Genomic DNA, 17,276 nt, shown 5'->3' with positions numbered 1-17,276 from the left:
GAGATGTTCATTAAACTGTTCTGCCTGTTACGGTATAAAGCGCCCGAAGCGAAAACCTGCGGCTGCGGGCGCTGCATTTACACAAGAACGGCGTTAGAAATTAAAGCCGGCGCGAATGCCGTAATAACGCGGCATACCAAAACTGCCTTTATTGATGCCTTTGCCGGTGTTATTCCAGTACTGCACCACTTCGTCGGTGGCATTATTGATAAACACTTCGGCGTACCAGGCCTGGCTTTGTGGTTCATATTTTAATGACGCATTTAGCATGGTGTAGGCATCACGTTTATCGGTAATGTACAGCGCGGCTTCATCGCTGACGGTAAAGTCCATATCGTCCAGATGTTTATCCAGATTCCAGATGGTGGTGTAGGATTTATCCTTCCAGCTCAGGTTAAACCAGCCATGTACATAGCCAAAGCGGCCTAAGTCAAAACTGTGGGTATAGCTGACATTGGCAGTAAAACGCGGCGTCATCGCCAGATCATTGCCTTTCAGATTGGTGGTCAGCAGCGTGTTTTCAGGGTCTATCGAGTCTTCATACGACAAGCCGAACAGGTATTCCGGATCGTAATCCCACTTGGTGATCCAATCCTCGGTAACACGGGCGTGAGTCCAGGTGGCGTAACCGGTGATACGGCCATTTTGATACGGCTTCCAGTCAAACTCAAACTCGATGCCTTTAATAGTGGCACCCGGTACGTTTTGCGTGTAGTAAGCAATTACCGGCTGGTTCTGATAATCCAGCACCGGCATGCCGTTTTCATCCAGAATGGGCGCGCCGTTTTCATCTTCAACCGGTGATAAACGCTCGACATTGCCGATAGAGCCAACAGACGCGTACTGCATATCGGTGTAATCGGTATAGAAAAACGCCGCCTGCAGGTTTAGCGAGTTATTCAGAAAGCTTGATTTTGCGCCCAGTTCTAACGTTAGCACTTTTTCCGGCTCAAACTGGGTTTCAAAACGGCTGACCTCACCGGTTCGGTCGTTGACCACTTCAAACACATCACCGATACCACCGGCTTTAAAACCTGAGGCCAGATAACTGTACAGCATGGTATCTGCGCTCAGATTGTAATCCAGGCCGACTCTAAAATCGTGGTTACGCCACTGGCCTTTATTATCGTTTTCAAAGTACGAGGCATAGATAGACGGATCATTAAAATAGTCCACCGGTAACTCGCTAAGGACGGTGCGGTTTAACCAGCCTGGTGCACAGCCATCGGCGTTCGAGCAGCGATAGGTGCGGCCGCCTTTATCCTGTTTGGTTTCGTGGCTGAAGCGGTAACCCAAGGTAGCGTGCAAATCGTCACTGATGTTGTAGGTCGCCTGGCCAAACAACGCATAGGCTTCGGTTGAGCGATCCGGTTGATCCCAGAACGCTTTGTCATCCATCGGGTTATCGTAGTAGCCTACTGTTGTGGTCTTTTCGTGAAAATAGTTAATACCGGCAATCCACACCAGATCGCCAAATTCGTCAGATTGCAACTGCAGCTCTGTCGAATAAGATGTTGCCCCGGTGCCTTTAAGGAAATAAATAGCGCCATCCCAGGGGTCAAGGCCGGTTTCGCTGTCCTGCGCCGACGATCTGTCCATATCCTCATAGCCCAGCAGCCATACCAGACTTAGTTCATCGCTTAGCGTGTAGTTTAGCGTGTTGCGCAGGTACGTTATGTCCAGATTAAGCTCACCCGGTAAGTTAACGACTGCCTGATAGGTATTGTCGCTGGGTAAAAACGATGAGCAATCGCCGCCGTATTCTGTCGGCCGGCCACGCAGCTGATCACAATTGACTAAATCCAGCGTACCGGCGCTGTTATTGACATATTGCTGAAAAACCGTGTGGTTACTGAACTGGCCGTGCGCCGGCTGCCATAAGGTACTGATACGAAACGAGTGCTCGTTTGCATTGTTATAAAAATCGCTTTTATCAGCCGGCGTCAGCGCCCGCACGCGCTGCGCTTCAGGGTTGGTACCGGCGCCATCTATCCACCAGTTTTCCCGCTGTGTTACGGTAGCGCCGATGCCCTGATAAGAATCTTCCGAAATAACAGGAGCATTGAGCACCTCGTCGCTCAGATGGCGGGTGTCATACTGGTTAGGGTCCCAGTAGCCTTCAAGGTAAGAATCACGCTTTAAGCCTTTGGCAGCAATACGAACAGCAAATTCATCATTTAGCGGAATGTTAATAAAACCACCGAGGTTCTTACTGTTAAAGCGGCCGGCTTCCGCATTGATAGTACCGGCAAAACCGCTGAAATCAGGCTTGGCCGATAGCACGTTAATACTGCCCACCGTTGAGTTACGGCCAAATAAGGTACCCTGGGGCCCGCGCAGTGCCTCTACCCGCTCTACGTCATACATCAGCGCCAGCGCCCCCTGCATGCGCGGCGAATAAATACCGTCTAAATGCACACCTACGGCCGGATCGCCAAGCTCTGTAAGATTGGTCGAACGTACCCCACGCATTGAAATCACCGGTGCCGCCTGATCGGTAGCGGTTGAAATATCCAACCCCGGCACTAAATCAGCAATGTCTTTCACGTTATTAACGCCGCTTTGCCTAAGCTGGGCTTCACTTAGTGCCGAAATGGCCACCGGCGTTTCCATTAACCTGGTTTTACGCTTGGTAGCCGTTACGGAAATCACTTCAATGGCTGTGTCATTTTTTGCTGATGCCGGTGTTGGCGCATCATCCACTGTCTGCTCAGTTTCCTGTGCGCCAAGCGGCAGTGCAAAAGCCATTACAATGGCCATCGTTATCGTATTAAGCTTTAACATGTCTTATCCTCCCCGGGGTGTACTTAGTTTTCTGCAGGTACAACTAGCCTGCTGTTATTATTTTTTTAAGCACTTTAGTTGGGGTATCAGCGCCAGGGCTATAGGGTTACGGCAAAGCGAATTACTGATACTACAAGCCGAATGCCTTTGTCATGCGTTGTTCATCTCTTTGTCGCCGTTATAAACACAATTAGCCATTAGCACCAGGCGGCGCTATGGTACAATCAGCGGCAAAGGTTCACCATGGCGGGCCAGCAGAACATTAAGCCTGGCCTGTATTCAGCGGCTAATCATGCTAATAGCAAACAGGAGTTTTTTATGAGAATGCTACACACCATGCTACGCGTGGGTAATTTAGAAAAATCTATCGCCTTTTACACTGAAGTGCTGGGCATGAAATTGCTGCGCCAGTCAGAAAACCCCGAGTACAAGTACACGCTGGCGTTTGTTGGCTATGGTGACGAGACGGAAAATACGGTACTGGAGCTTACCTACAACTGGGGCACCGACAGCTATGACTTAGGTACGGCCTTTGGCCATATCGCGCTGGAAGTAGACAACGTTTATGACGCCTGCGATAAAATTCGCGCTAAAGGCGGTGTAATTAGCCGCGAGCCGGGCCCGGTAAAAGGTGGCACCACGGAAATTGCCTTTGTACGTGACCCGGATAATTACGCCATTGAGCTAATTCAGAAAAAACAGCATTACGATACGCTGTAAGCAAGTATTGCAGCAGCCTAGCGCTGCTGCGCCTGGGCCGCTTGCTCCAGCCGGCTTATTATCGCCTCACTGTATGCCCCCTGATATAACTTACGCATAGTGCCGTCGCGGTAACTTTGCTCCAGTGCCTGCTGCCAGGCGGCAATGCGATCCTCTGTCACATCTTTAGAGAATGCGATATAGCGTTTACGCTCGGTTAAATAATGCACTGTGGTCAGCTCAAAGCCGGCCGCCTGCACTCTGGCGGCATAGGCAGGAAAGCTGTATTCGGTAATCGCTAACACGTCAATGCGACCGGCAATTAACATATCCAGACACTCACCGGTTTGGCTGGTCAGGATCAGGTTGCGCCCTTCGACAAAACCAAAGGCCTTAATGTCATTTACCGTTGCCGCGTTGCGATAACTGCAGGCAATCAGTTTACCGGGTAATGCCAGGGTGTTCGCATTTACACCCAAGCGTTGGCGCAAGCCATATAAGTTAATATGGTAATGCATTAAGGGCCCAACCCACTTAAACCAGCTGTCACGCTCTGGTGTGCGTACGGTTTCAAACAGCGCGGTATTGGGCTCGGTTTTCGCCATCATCATGGCCCGGCCCCAGGGCAATAACTGAATATCTGCAGGCTCGTTTAAGCGCTGCTGTAACTCGCGGATCAGCGCAACGGTCACCCCGCTTAGTTTGCCCTGCTCGTCCAGATACTGGCCCGGCGGGCTGTGCTCGGTTAACCATTGCAACTGCGTTGCAGCAGCAAGGGGAAAACTTAATAAGATATTAATAAACAACACTTTGAAAAGCAGTACGCGTGCAGCCTGCTTGAATATCATCTGTCACCACTTAGGTATACTTCTGGTTAACCTAACAAGTTAATAACACAGCCGTTGCTAAAAAGAAATCAAAATCCTGTGCGTTAGCCAGGCCCAACAGGAGGCCTGTTACTCCAGCGTAATAAGCACTTTTTCGTTCAGCGACATCGCCAGGTTATTGTCATAGTACGCCGCCTCGTTAATAAAGGTGGGGTATACCGTGCTGTCGCCGTCATAATAAATTTCTGAGCCATCAAACAGGGTAAAAATCGGGTCACCTGGGTTTATTGGCTGATAGTCATTATCCTGCACATTTTTATGCACCATTCCGATGCGCTCGCCTTTATCGTTCATCGGCAGCTTAATACTGTGCAGGTAGCGAAAAGCTTCGGTGTGCTTGGGCAGCGCTGGCAAATTGTTGGTGTTGTACAGCTGCACAAAATCGAGAATATGCTGTGTCATGCGGTGCATCAGCTCCAGGACGTCCTGGCGCAGCACCGACTGCGGCTGCGGCCCCACCTCTACCAACACGCCATAACGGCCCAGGGTGCACATGAGCGCATGATCTTCAGCCGCAAAATGATCTTCATCACGCGAGATAATCGCTTCAGGCATCTTCATTTTTACGTAGGCCGCCAGCTTATTATAAAAAGGCCCGGCCTGCGTCAGAATTAAACAGGCGCCCATATTGCTGGTGGTGTTATGCAAATCAATCAGTAAATCGGTTTTGGCATTACCTTTGGGGCCTAACTGCGCATTAAGCACCTTGGCACGGCTTTGCTCATAATTGGCAAGCTGGGGGTTGGCTAAATCCGCGGTTTTAAACTGACGGTTTAAATCACTGTGCAGGTAACGTTTGTTGGCATAATGGGCTTCCGGGTTGGCCCATACCAGTTGAGTAGTAAAACTGCTGCGGCTGGCCTGCTCAGGGTTGGCCTGATACTGCTTAACTAAATAAATGCCGGAAAATTCGTTGCCATGAACGCCGCCAACAATAGCAACTTGCTGTATTTGATCTGCCACTTTGCCTACCCCGGTTACTGATACTAAGCCTGAGCTTAGCCTAAATTAAAGGCCGCATTATGACCAGAACGGTAGGAAAAAAGAATAGCTAAAGAATTCAAATGCAGTTTTTAAGAATATAAATGCCAGCTTAAATAGTATCTAGGCTGCAGGCTGGGCTAAATCAAAGCGGTTATCGGCTAAACGCACTAACTCGTTATGCAAAATTTGCTGCGCCTGGCAGGTGCATTTACCGCACTGAGTACCCAGGCTAGTGCACATCTTTAGCTCACGCATAGTCGATACACCCTCAGCCACTTTTTGCTTGATGGTTTTATCAGTCACAGCTTTGCATAAACAGACGTACATAACAGCACTCCGGTAACAGTACGTCGGCATTTTAATATTATTAAGAACCATTATCAATAGTATTTGTTAAGTTGAACTATTACCAATAACAAGGCCCGCACAACGCGGGCCTTGGGCGGCAGCAAAGCATGCTGGGTTAGCAAACTTTGCTGAGTAGACTGTGCTTAGCGGAACAGTACCTTTTCCTGCTGGAACCAGTGCACGCAAAAGCCAATCGCAACGGTTGCCAGCACCAGGGTCGAGCCAAAGATCAGCGCCAGCATCATGTAATCTGCCGTGCCTTTGATCAGCTCTTTAATGGCCAGCGCCACGTTCATTATCGGCACCAGTGCGGTTTTGCTGTTTAGCTCTACCCCCGGCATCATGGCCGCCACCAGCGGCAGGAAGATCAAAATCGACAAGGGGCTGATGTAATTCTGCGCCTCTTTAAAGGTGCGGGCATAAATGGATATCGCCAGCAACAACGCGGCAAACACGGCAGAAATCGGCAGCAATAGCGAGAAAATCAGCACCAGCTCAGTAATGGCAATGGCTGACATGGCCTCCTGCACCACCGCCATGCCGGCGAAAGAGCCGATAATCGCGCCCCACAGGCCAAAGCTGCCCACTGTTATCAGGGCGCCGACTAAGCCGGTGGTCAGCACGGTTAAAAACTTACCCAGTACGATGCTAACCCGGCTGATTGGGCAAATCAGCAAGGTTTCCAGTGTACCGCGCTCTTTCTCACCGGCGCCCATGTCAATGGCCGGGTAAGATGCGCCGAGCAGACACAGCGGAATAAGAATGTAGGCGATAATGGCGCCGAACTTTTCGCCGATGTTTTCCCGCTTCGCCGCCGTATCTACTTTTTTTACATCAACCGGTTTGATAATAGCGGTCAGCTTAGCCGGGTCCACATTAAGCTGCGTTAAGGTGTCGCGCTGCAGCTGCTCGTTGAAATTAGCCAGGATTTCCGAGAAATAGCGGTACATAAAGTCAAACTGCGATGACTGATTGTAAATGATCTGCCACTGCGCTTGCTCTACTGCCAGACGCTTGTCGTTAAAGTCGGCAGGGATAACAATAGCCACATCGAACTCGTCATTGCGAATGGCGGCAATTAACTCTTCCTCGGTGCTTTTATCGGTGCTTAGCTGCTTAAAGTTTTTATGGTAAAACAACGCATCGGCAAACTTGGGTGCCTGCCCGGCGTTAATAATCACGTAGCGATGCTGCTCCTGCATGGCCTTGTTGGTGGTGCTGGATAACACCAGTCCCATCACACCAAAGATCACCGGGAAAATAAAAATCGGTAGCAGAATAACGAAAATCAGCGTTTTTTTATCCCGCATCAGCTCAGTAAGCTCTTTCAGATATACCTGCCACATTATGCTGCTCCTTGCTGTTGTAATTGTTGTGAGCCTTTTAGCACTGACAAAAAGGCTTGGCGCAGATCACCCTTGTCCGATAGCGTTTTAAACTGTGCAATATCGCCGGAAAAGGCGCTAATGCCTTTATCTATCACCACCACGCGGTCACACAAAGACGCCACTTCATCTAAATGGTGGGTAGAGAAAATAACCGGCGTACCGGCCGCTTTTAAGCCTTTAATAAAATCCAGTACCGTTTGTACCGTCATAATATCCAGGCCTGTGGTGGGCTCGTCCAAAATCACTACCTTGGGGCTGTGTACTACCGCACGGGCAATGGCAGTCTTTTGCTTCATACCGGTCGACATATTATCGGCGCGACGGTTGGCAAAATCATGCATGTTGAGTAAGGTAAACAGCTCGTCAATACGCTGCTTTAAAGCTTGCTCGCTCATACCATGTAAACGGCCAAAATAGGCGATATTTTCATAGGCGGTCAGTTTGCCGTACAAACCGGTATCAGCGGATAAAAATCCAATTTGCTGGCGCGCTTTAACCGGTTGCTTTAACACATCAACGCCGTTTAACAGCACCGAGCCGGCATCGGGTTTTAATGCCGTCGACAACATTCTGAGCGTGGTCGTTTTACCGGCACCATTAGGCCCCAGCAGGCCCAGCACTTCGCCACTGCCGCAGCTGAAGCTGACACTACGCACTGAATGAAAGGCGTCTTTGCTATAGCGCACATCCTGTTTTTCGGTATCAGATAACTTATTGTTTTTACTAAGCGCAAAAGCTTTGGCTAAATCCTGAATTTCTATCATGCAAGCATCCTGTTATCAAAACCGTTACTGCTGCCGGCGGGGGCGGAAGTAGTCGGTATTGTTATAAAAACTGGCGGTGTTGTTGTCGTTATACCAGCCCGGCACGCCCAATACTGGCAAAGGCGTTAGCTGTTGATTATCAAGAAGTAGTGCCTGGTTAGCAATTTGTTCATGTAATTTATCATCAACAAAACTGTAAGCAGCTGTTAAAGGCCAGGCGCTAAAGCCCTGCGGCACGTCAACGAAGAGTGCCTTAGCCGTAAGGCCGATAAAGGGCGCGGTGGCCATCTCGTAAATGGCATGGCCAAACACCATTGGCCTTATGCTGTGCCACCAGTCCGTGCGATGGGCGAGAAAACTTTGCGGCCATTGATGCTGGCGTAATAAGTCTGCGTGCGGCCATGCATCAGGCTCCAGGCAAATAATCACGCCGCACTCATCAAATAACGTCAGTTTATTACGCAGCTTACTGCGCTGTTTTAAGCCAAAAGCGGCAATTTCAGCCATATGCAGCTGATTTAACAAGCCTTTAGTTTTAGGAAATAAACACCAGATAAGGGCACCAAAAAAGTCATGCCAGTTGTCTTTGCGTGTAGGCACCTGCGCAGTTGCATAAATATATTCTTCGTAATAGCGGCCATCGGCCATTAAGGCCTCATTGTCGACAAACGTCACGGCTACTTGCGTGGCCAAACTATTGAGCCAGCCGACATCTGGCCATTGCGCTAAGCGGTGAACACCAAAGCGTTGGCACAAGTCGGCAAAAATCGGGTTATTTGCCATCACTGCGCTCTGCCACTGTGTTGGCGGCGTAAAGCGGCTTTTTACCTCTGTTTTTTGCATAAACCGTCTGTTCTGTTGTTGCAGCTGAAACTCCTCAGCGGCAATTACTTGTTAAAAGCGCGAAAAAGCGCTTGCAATTTTAGCATGGCATGGCACATTCAGGGGGTACGTTTAGCCGTACATACTGCCAAAACTACCCGTCATCTTTCAACCCACACGGGTGTTGGCTGCGACACTTTACCCCTATCACTTAGTACAGCTAAGCTCAAGGGGATAAATTGCCTTGCCGCCTACGTGTAAGTTGAAATATTTAGGGTGCAAAATGTGTTTAAACCGGTGGGTTTAATCGAATTAATTTAATAGAGGTTATCATGTGTTCGATATTCGGGGTGCTTGACATCAAAACTGATGTTAAAGCCTTGCGCCAACAGGCGCTGCAGTTATCCAAGTTATTACGTCACCGCGGGCCAGACTGGTCTGGCGTATGGAATAACGACAATGCCATTTTAGTGCACGAGCGCCTGGCGATTGTAGATACTGAAAATGGCGCCCAGCCTCTGATTAATGATAATCGAAATCACATTCTGGCAGTGAATGGTGAGATCTATAATCATAAGCAGCTCGAAAAAGGCCTCGGCAACCTTTATCCGTTTAAAACCAAGTCTGACTGTGAAGTGATTTTGCCGTTATATCTGGAGCATGGCAGCAGCTTTATCGATATGCTGCAAGGCATGTTCGCTTTTATTTTGTACGATGCCGAGCAAAACCGTTACTTAATTGCCCGTGACCATATCGGCATTATTCCGCTGTACTACGGTTACGATGAGCACGGCCAGCTGTTTGTCGCCTCAGAGCTAAAAGCGCTGGTGCCGGTGTGTAAACAAATTAAAGAGTTCCCGCCAGGCCACTACTTTGACAGCAAAGTGGGTGAGCTGCGCAAATACTACCAGCGCGACTGGCAAAGCTATGAGGCGGTAAAAGACAACCCCGCCAGCTTAGCCGAGCTGAAGGCCGCCCTGGAGCACAGCGTTAAAAGCCATCTGATGTCAGATGTACCCTATGGCGTGCTGCTATCCGGCGGTCTGGACTCGTCACTGATCTCAGCCATTGCGCAGCAATTTGCCAAACGCCGGGTAGAAGATGACGACCAAAGTGAAGCCTGGTGGCCGCGCCTGCACTCTTTTGCCGTGGGCCTGGCCGGCTCGCCGGATTTAATCGCGGCGCAAAAAGTGGCTGATGCTATTGGTACTGTGCACCACACCGTGCACTTTACCGTGCAGGAAGGTTTGGATGCACTGCGTGACGTGATTTACTTTCTGGAAACCTATGATGTCACCACCATTCGCGCCTCTACCCCGATGTACCTGATGGCGCGTAAAATTAAAGCCATGGGCATTAAAATGGTGTTATCCGGTGAAGGCTCTGATGAGCTGTTTGGCGGCTATCTGTACTTCCATAAAGCGCCAAACGCCAAAGAGTTCCATGAAGAAACCTTACGTAAACTTGACCGCTTACATATGTTCGACTGTAACCGCGCCAACAAAGCCATGTCGGCCTGGGGTATTGAAGCCCGTGTACCGTTTTTAGATAAAGACTTTATGGATGTGGCCATGCGCTTAAACCCACAGGAAAAAATGTGCGGTGGCGGCAAAATGGAAAAACATATCCTGCGCGAAGCTTTTACCGGCGTGTTACCGGATGAGATTTTATGGCGCCAGAAAGAGCAGTTCTCAGACGGTGTCGGCTACAGCTGGATTGACAGCTTAAAAGCCCATGCCGCCAAAGAAGTGACCGATCAGCAAATGGCTACCGCCAGCTTCCGCTTCCCGGTAAACACGCCAGACAGTAAAGAAGCCTACTACTACCGGGTGATCTTTGAAGAGCACTTCCCGCATGCCGGCGCTATTGCCTGTGTACCGGGCGGTAAGTCAGTCGCCTGCTCTACGCCGGAAGCGCTGGCCTGGGATGAGAAAATGGCGCAGCTGACTGACCCATCGGGCCGTGCCGTACGCGACGTGCACACCCAAGCTTATTAAGCTTATTAGTAAGCTAACAGTGAAAGGCCACGCTATTGCGTGGCCTTTTTATTTCGCGCTGACGGGCTTATTTCACTATCGCAGAGCCAATACGGGTGTCTTGCTTTGCCTCTTTCTTACGAAACAGGTTTTTCACATCTTCCAGAATGACATACAGCGCGGGAATTAAAATCAGCGTAATCACCGTAGCAAACAAAATACCAAAGGCCAGTGATACCGCCATTGGCACCACAATTTTGGCCTGTAAGCTGCGCTCCAGCACTATCGGCGCTAAGCCGACAAAGGTGGTGAGTGAGGTAAGCAGTATCGCCCTAAAGCGCTGCGCCCCGGCTTGTGATACCGCCTGACGCACCGACATACCCTCTTCACGGGCGCGGTTGACAAAGTCGACCATCACCAGGGAGTCGTTCACCACTACCCCCGCCAGTGCTACCAGGCCGAAAATAGACATAATGCTCATACTCAGGCCCAGCACCATATGCCCCACTACCGCGCCTACCAGACCAAACGGAATAACGCTCATAATGATCAAAGGCTGGCTGTAAGATTTCAGCGGTATCGCCATTAGGGCGTAGATACAAAACAGCGCAAACACACCGGCTTTTAATAAATCGACCTGCGCATCCAGTTCATCCTGGCTGGCACCGTCAAGCTCACCGGTCACACCATCATACTTAGCCGTAATTTCCGGGATCACGGTTTTGCGCATATCGCCAACAATTTTGCCCGGCTCAACGGTATTTTTATCTGCCGCCGCGGTAATGGTCACCGCGCGCTCGCCGTTGACCCGGTTAATGGCGCTGAAACTGGGCTGCAGTGAATAACTGGCGACCTGACTGAACGGAATTTCGCCGCCATCGGCAGTACGGATACGCATGTTCTCCAAATTACCGACGGAGCTGCGCTCCTCACGCGGGTAGCGCACCATGACTTTAACCTCTTCACCGTCACGCTGCACACGCTGCGCTTCGGCGCCATAAAAGCCATAACGTACCTGGCGGGCCACATCGGCCAGCGTTAAGCCCAGCAAATGGGCTTCAGGTTTTAACTGCAGTACTATCTCGTCATTACCGCCGAGCAAATTATCTTCAATATCATAAATGCCGGCGTATTCGCCCAGACGGGCTTTTAGCTCTTCGGTGGCCAGCTTCAGGTTATCCAGGTTAGTACCGCGTAGTTGCAGTGCTATGTCGGCGCCGCCACCACCGCCGGTAGAGGCATTAATTTTAAAGGCTTTTAACCCCGGAATTTCCGGCATTTCCTCGCGCCAGCGGTTGGCAATTTCAAAACCATCCACCTCACGGCCTTCGCTTTTTTCCAGCTCGACCACCAATTGGCCACCAGTGTCACTGTCGAGAAACATCAACCGGTGCTTGACGATGGCATCGTCAAATTCGACGCTGAGTTTTTCATTGGCCCGAACAAGTGCGGCTTCTGCTTCACGTAATGCATTTACCGTCGCTTCGGCCGAGGCACCTTCCTGCATGGTCAGGTTGGCATTGATAAAGTCGCTGGGAATATTAGGAAAAAATACCCAGCGCACTAAACCACCACCTAATACTCCAAACATCACAATCAGCATGGCAAAAAACACCGCCATAGTGGTGTAACGATATTCAATGCAGCGCTCAACAAAAGGCTGATAGCGCTTGGTCACAAAACGGTGCATTGCCGCAGCAATAGTTTCACGGATACCTTTTAAAACCCGGCTACAGCCGCGGCCTAATGCATAAAACAGCCCTTTGCGATCCGGATCCCAGGGTTTGGTGTCCATATTCACAATGTGCGCCGGCAGGATCATTTTTGATTCGACCAGTGAGAAAATCAGACACAGCACCACTACCCAGGCAATAGAGCCCCAGATAGGCGCCTGGGCCCCACCTACCATTAGCATCGGCGTAAAGGCAGCAATAGTGGTTAACACACCAAAGGTGGCTGGCATGGCGACTTTTTTCGCGCCGGCAATCACCGCATCGACGGACTTACCGCGCTTTTCAATTTCACTGTAGGCGCTCTCGCCTATGATAATGGCGTCATCGACCACTATGCCCAGCACCAGAATAAAGCCAAATAAGCTGATCATATTGATAGAAACGTTAAACATCGGCAGTGGCAGCATCGCCATCGCACCAAGGAAGCACACTGGTATGCCCACCATCACCCAGAAGGCAATACGAAACTCCAGGAACAGGGTTAGCGCCAGCAACACCAGAAAAGCGCCCATTAACAGGTTGCTGCTCATTAAATCTAACCGGCCCTGCAGGTAGTAACTGGAGTCGCCCCAGTGCGCAATCGACACCGATGAGGGTAATTCTTTTTGCTTACGCTCTACATAGGCTTTTACTTGCTCAGCGATACGCAGGGTGTTGTCATCGCCCACGGCATCAACCCGGATTGACACCGAGTTTTTACCATCAAAAGTGGATAAATCTTCGCGTTCGATAAAACCATCATTAATGCTGGCAATATCTTTTAGCGATAAGCGGGTGCCATCGGCAAAAGTCAGCAACACTATGTCTTCAAAGTCCTGCGCGTAATACGCCTGGCCTTTGGTGCGCAGCAAAATATTACCGCTTTCAGATTTAATAGAGCCACCGGGTAAATCCACTGAGCTGCCGCGAATGGCGCTAACCACTTCTTCAAAGGTCAGGCCGTACTCTTTTAATTTCAGCTCAGACAGTTCAATAGCAATTTCATAATCACGCGCGCCCACCACATCAACCTTACTGATACCCGGCAGCTTTTTCAGCTCATCGCGTACGTCTTTAGACAGCTCCTTTAACGTATGCTCGCTGGCATCGCCATACAGCGACAACCACATTACGTTGCTTTGAAAACGCACCCGGTACACCACCGGTTTTTCGGTTTGCTCGGGGAGTGATGAAATAGCCGAGACCTGGGTTTTAATCTCGTCCATCACCTCCTGCACATTATAGCCATTGGCAATTTCAGTCCTTACGGTTGCCAACCCCTCCACAGCAGTGGAGCGAATACGCTTGATACCATTAACACCACGCAGGCTTTCTTCAATTTTATCTATTACACCGCTTTCCACTTCCTGCGGTGCAGCGCCCAAATAAGGCACGCGGATATTCACCTGCTCCAGCACGATTTCCGGAAAAATCTGCTTTTTGATGGTGAACAGCGAAAACACGCCAGCCACCAGGATAATCGCCATCAGTAAATTGGCGGCTACGCTGTTGCGGGCAAACCAGGAAATCAGGCCCTTATTGGTATCCATCGGCTTACTCCTTCACCTGAGTGGTCAGCACAGGCGCAGCAGCGTCTTTTTTATCGGCCACGTCGGTTTCTGCTTTATCAGAGGCCACCCGCACCAAAGTGCCCGCCAGCGGGTTAGCAATGGCCGAGACGGCCAGCCGGTCACCCTCAACAAAACCACCGGTGATATAGGCAAAGCTATCGTCGGTACGCTCCAGCGTTACCGGACGAAATTGTAACTGGCTGTCTTTATCCACCACCAGCACCTGCTGCTGTGCCAGCAATAAATGACGCGGCACCACGACCACATTGTCAGTAGCGTTGCCCAGGATTTGCGCCTGCACAAAGCGGCCAAAGCGCAGTGGCAGCTTGCCAGTGTTGTTGCGCTGATAAGGGTCCTGTATTTGCGCGACCGCATAAATCACCCGGCTGCGCTCGTCCAGCACGCCTTCGGTGCGCACTAATTTAGCCGGCCATTGGGCAATTTGGCCACCCACCACCGCGGTTAACACCACTTCAGGTTGAACATCGTCGCTGGCAAAATCAGGCAGCTGCATAAACGCCAAATCGTTGTCGGTAATAGGTAACCGCACCTCAGCGAGGTCGGTGCCGTAAATCATACCAACATTGGTGCCCCGGCTAATAAACTGGCCCAGGTTCACGTTGCGGCTTTTGACCATACCGGCGAAAGGCGCGCGGATTTCGGTGCGCGCCAAGTCGCGTTTAGCGCGCTCAAGTTCTGCTTCTGCCGAGCGCACACTGGCCAGCGCTCCGGCCAGCTGCGGCCGGCGTAACCCCAGCTCGGGCGCTTTACCGTCGGTAAAAGAGCGCCATTCTTCTTCTGCCACCCGGCCGCGGGCTTTTTCTTCTTCAAGCGCAGCCAACGCGTTGGCCAGGCTGGCCTCTGCAGCTTTTACATTGGTTAAATAGTCAGCCGGCTCTACCCGGATCAGTAAGTCACCGGCATTAAAAAAACCGCCTTCAACAAAGCTGGGCGACACTTCAACAATACGGCCATTCACTTCTGAGCTGAGGTTAGTTTCCAGTTTGGCTTTTACCGTGCCCTGCGACTGGATTTTATACACCAAATCTTCTGCCACTATCGGTGTTGCATTAACTAACACCGCCGGGCGCTGCTCATCCTTTTTCTCCGGCGGTTTACGCATACTGGTTAAGCCCACGGCCATTACTACCGCAATGCCAATTACCCCCACCGGAACCAGAATTTTTATAATTTTTGCTGCCATGTTGATTTCCACAATGCTGTTTTACTGGCTTTATAGTAAAGCGGCGGAAAATTAAAGTAACGCCGCGAATGTTACGCTTTGTATCAGTGTAGAGAAGCTGGCTAACATTGCGAGCCAATAGCCGTGGTTTGCCAGACAAGACCAGGTTATGCCGACGCCTGAATTTACTGGTATCGCACCTTGTTGCAGCAGCGCCATGATGGCAACTTGTGTCTAAAACCGGCGCACCATCTATTGGTTTTAGTAATATCTTGTTACAACTGAACCCAGTAAATGGCGCCCTGACCACCTAACGCTTTGGTTATAACCACCTTAAAAAGGGTTATTTGCTGTTAGTGGTTAAATTCTCTATGGTGTTTTTTGCGCAAACTGGTCATAAAAACATCACACCAGCAGCGCATGATGAGCGGACAAGCGCAGACGTCTTTCTATTTACTATTATGAGGGAACTACCATGAGTATCAGTAAACAGTATCTGAAAACCAAACCGCTGTGCAAAGTCACCTTTACTCTGCCCGCGCACCGGCTGGCACAAATAGAGCATGCCGCCTTACTGGGTGAGTTTAACGACTGGGATCCGATAGCGCTGCCGATGAAAAAAACCAAAAGCGGCGACTTTACCGCCACCGTTAACCTGGAAAAAAACAAAGAATACCAGTTCCGTTATCTGGTTAACGGCGGCACCTGGTTAAACGACGAGGCAGCCGACAGCTATCAGCCATCACCGGTGTCGTACGATCATAACTCCGTTGTACGGCTGTGACCTTTGCTGACCAACACCAAGGGCAGCCGAAGCTGCCCTGTTTAGTCTTAACTACCCCTGCTCACTAGCATTTTTGCAGCACTAAACACCCTACGGAATAACCGGCACCGAACGAGCATAAAATAGCGTGGTCGCCAGCTTGCAGGCCTTGCTTGTACTTATGAAAGGCGATAACAGAACCGGCAGATGCCGTGTTGGCATAAGTATCCAGCACCAGCGGCGCTTCTTCGGGCAGCGGATCACGGCCAAGAATTTTTTTCGCCGCAAAAATATTCATGTTGATATTCGCCTGATGCAGCCACAAGCGTTTTAACTGCTCTGGCGCCAACTGCTGGGCAGCCATTTCATCGAGGATCACATCGGCAACGATAGGCAGCAGCTCTTTGAACACCTTGCGGCCCTGTTGTTTAAAAAACGGCACCAATGGATCAGCGGGTAAACAATGCTCGGTATAGCCCATGTCGCAGCGGATATTATTAGAAAACTCGGTTTTCAGCCGCATGCCGTTAATACGCCAGGCATTGTCGCTGTTGCAGCTCTGTTCGGCTTCAATAATAGTGGCAGTACAGACATCACCGAAAATAAAGTGACTGTCGCGGCTGCTGTAATTCACCTGCGGCGAGGCAAATTCCGGGTTCACCACCAGCACCACTTTCGCTGTGCCGCCACGAATAGCGTTCACCGCGTTACTGATGGCAAAGGTCGCTGATGAGCAGGCGACGTTCATATCAAAAGCATAACCGCGGCAACCAAGCTGCTGCTGCAGTTCAATAGACAGCGCCGGATAGGGCCGCTGCATATTCGAGGCAGCGCAGATAATCAGATCAATATCGGCCGCGGTTTTATTGGCCTGAGTCATGGCTTCACGGGCGGCGCTAAGTGCCATTTCGACCATTTCCGGCAGTTGTTCTTCGCTGCGCCGCGCAAACACCGGACGCATAATAGCAGGGTCTAAAATACCCTCTTTATACAGCACATGACGTGACTTAATACCCGATGCTTTTTCGATAAACTCACAGCTGGAGTGCTCCAGCGCGGCTACTTCGCCACGGCTAATCGCCTGTGCATGCTCAGCATTAAACTGGTCGACGTACAAATTATAACTCGCCACTAACTCTTCATTACTGACCGTTTCGCTGGGGGTAAATAAACCTGAACCACTTATTACGACATTTTTCATTTTCATAACCTTGATTACAGCGGTAGGCTAACCGCACGGTGAATGGCATCAGTATACCTGATCTCGGCTTGTCAGATAAATTGTGGCGTAAACCAATATCTTATTCAGATCGGGTTTAACCGTTGCGGTGTACAGTAACTACGGGGCTGGGTCATAATAGCCGGCATCTGGTTATCTTTTTTGGTCAATACGCA

The 17,276-nt window shown here is 50.3% G+C and carries 13 protein-coding genes; 3 read left to right on the top strand and 10 right to left on the bottom strand.

Annotated features, from left to right (window positions below; translation table 11 throughout):
• Window positions 1-93: 93 nt before the first annotated feature.
• A complete protein-coding gene (locus RNAN_RS02510) occupies window positions 94-2,784 on the bottom strand; it encodes a TonB-dependent receptor (protein ID WP_008218452.1) in 2,691 nt (896 codons plus the stop codon).
• Between the two features lie 318 nt (window positions 2,785-3,102).
• Here RNAN_RS02510 and gloA point away from each other — a divergent pair, with 318 nt between their 5' ends.
• The gene (gene gloA, locus RNAN_RS02505; RefSeq protein ID WP_040551534.1) at window positions 3,103-3,504 is read left to right on the top strand and encodes a lactoylglutathione lyase; all 402 of its coding nucleotides are present in this window, start codon (window positions 3,103-3,105) and stop codon (window positions 3,502-3,504) included.
• 17 nt (window positions 3,505-3,521) lie between these two features.
• Here the strand turns inward: gloA and RNAN_RS02500 are convergent, their stop codons facing one another.
• From RNAN_RS02500 to RNAN_RS02475, 6 genes are all read right to left on the bottom strand, one after another.
• A complete protein-coding gene (locus RNAN_RS02500) occupies window positions 3,522-4,331 on the bottom strand; it encodes a substrate-binding periplasmic protein (protein ID WP_008218450.1) in 810 nt (269 codons plus the stop codon).
• Between the two features lie 108 nt (window positions 4,332-4,439).
• On the bottom strand, window positions 4,440-5,333 hold the full coding sequence (locus tag RNAN_RS02495; RefSeq protein WP_008218448.1) for an aspartoacylase: 894 nt from the start codon (window positions 5,331-5,333) through the stop codon (window positions 4,440-4,442).
• Between the two features lie 141 nt (window positions 5,334-5,474).
• Window positions 5,475-5,681 carry a bacterioferritin-associated ferredoxin gene (locus tag RNAN_RS02490; RefSeq protein ID WP_008218446.1) on the bottom strand — a complete coding sequence of 69 codons (207 nt, stop codon included), beginning with the start codon at window positions 5,679-5,681 and terminating at the stop codon, window positions 5,475-5,477.
• Between the two features lie 164 nt (window positions 5,682-5,845).
• Complete coding sequence (locus RNAN_RS02485) at window positions 5,846-7,048, bottom strand: ABC transporter permease (protein WP_008218445.1); 1,203 nt, start codon at window positions 7,046-7,048, stop codon at window positions 5,846-5,848.
• Window positions 7,048-7,854 carry an ATP-binding cassette domain-containing protein gene (locus RNAN_RS02480; RefSeq protein ID WP_008218443.1) on the bottom strand — a complete coding sequence of 269 codons (807 nt, stop codon included), beginning with the start codon at window positions 7,852-7,854 and terminating at the stop codon, window positions 7,048-7,050. Before RNAN_RS02480 ends, RNAN_RS02485 begins: the two co-directional genes overlap by 1 nt.
• Before the next feature lie 24 nt (window positions 7,855-7,878).
• Window positions 7,879-8,697, bottom strand: coding sequence for a DUF3025 domain-containing protein (locus RNAN_RS02475; RefSeq protein ID WP_008218441.1), 819 nt, complete (start codon window positions 8,695-8,697; stop codon window positions 7,879-7,881).
• A 311-nt stretch (window positions 8,698-9,008) separates the two neighbouring features.
• Between RNAN_RS02475 and asnB the strand changes: the two genes are divergently transcribed.
• The gene (gene asnB, locus RNAN_RS02470) at window positions 9,009-10,673 is read left to right on the top strand and encodes an asparagine synthase B (RefSeq protein WP_040551471.1); all 1,665 of its coding nucleotides are present in this window, start codon (window positions 9,009-9,011) and stop codon (window positions 10,671-10,673) included.
• A gap of 67 nt (window positions 10,674-10,740) precedes the next feature.
• On the opposite strand, the gene RNAN_RS02465 is transcribed toward asnB, so the two are convergent.
• Both RNAN_RS02465 and RNAN_RS02460 read right to left on the bottom strand, forming a co-directional pair.
• On the bottom strand, window positions 10,741-13,914 hold the full coding sequence (locus RNAN_RS02465) for an efflux RND transporter permease subunit (protein ID WP_008218437.1): 3,174 nt from the start codon (window positions 13,912-13,914) through the stop codon (window positions 10,741-10,743).
• A gap of 4 nt (window positions 13,915-13,918) precedes the next feature.
• Window positions 13,919-15,139: an efflux RND transporter periplasmic adaptor subunit gene (locus RNAN_RS02460; protein ID WP_008218435.1), complete on the bottom strand. Its 1,221-nt coding sequence runs from the start codon at window positions 15,137-15,139 to the stop codon at window positions 13,919-13,921.
• Window positions 15,140-15,593: 454 nt separating this feature from the next.
• Here RNAN_RS02460 and RNAN_RS02455 point away from each other — a divergent pair, with 454 nt between their 5' ends.
• Window positions 15,594-15,902 (top strand): isoamylase early set domain-containing protein, encoded by a 309-nt coding sequence (locus RNAN_RS02455; RefSeq protein ID WP_008218429.1) that lies wholly within the window; start codon window positions 15,594-15,596, stop codon window positions 15,900-15,902.
• A 64-nt stretch (window positions 15,903-15,966) separates the two neighbouring features.
• Here the strand turns inward: RNAN_RS02455 and RNAN_RS02450 are convergent, their stop codons facing one another.
• Complete coding sequence (locus RNAN_RS02450; RefSeq protein ID WP_008218427.1) at window positions 15,967-17,082, bottom strand: beta-ketoacyl-ACP synthase III; 1,116 nt, start codon at window positions 17,080-17,082, stop codon at window positions 15,967-15,969.
• Between the last annotated feature and the right edge of the window lie 194 nt (window positions 17,083-17,276).

The organism is Rheinheimera nanhaiensis E407-8 (assembly GCF_000296695.1).
GTDB lineage: Bacteria > Pseudomonadota > Gammaproteobacteria > Enterobacterales > Alteromonadaceae > Alishewanella > Alishewanella nanhaiensis.
Note: the sequence above shows the minus strand (reverse complement) of the source record. Positions and strands in the feature narration are given on the sequence as shown.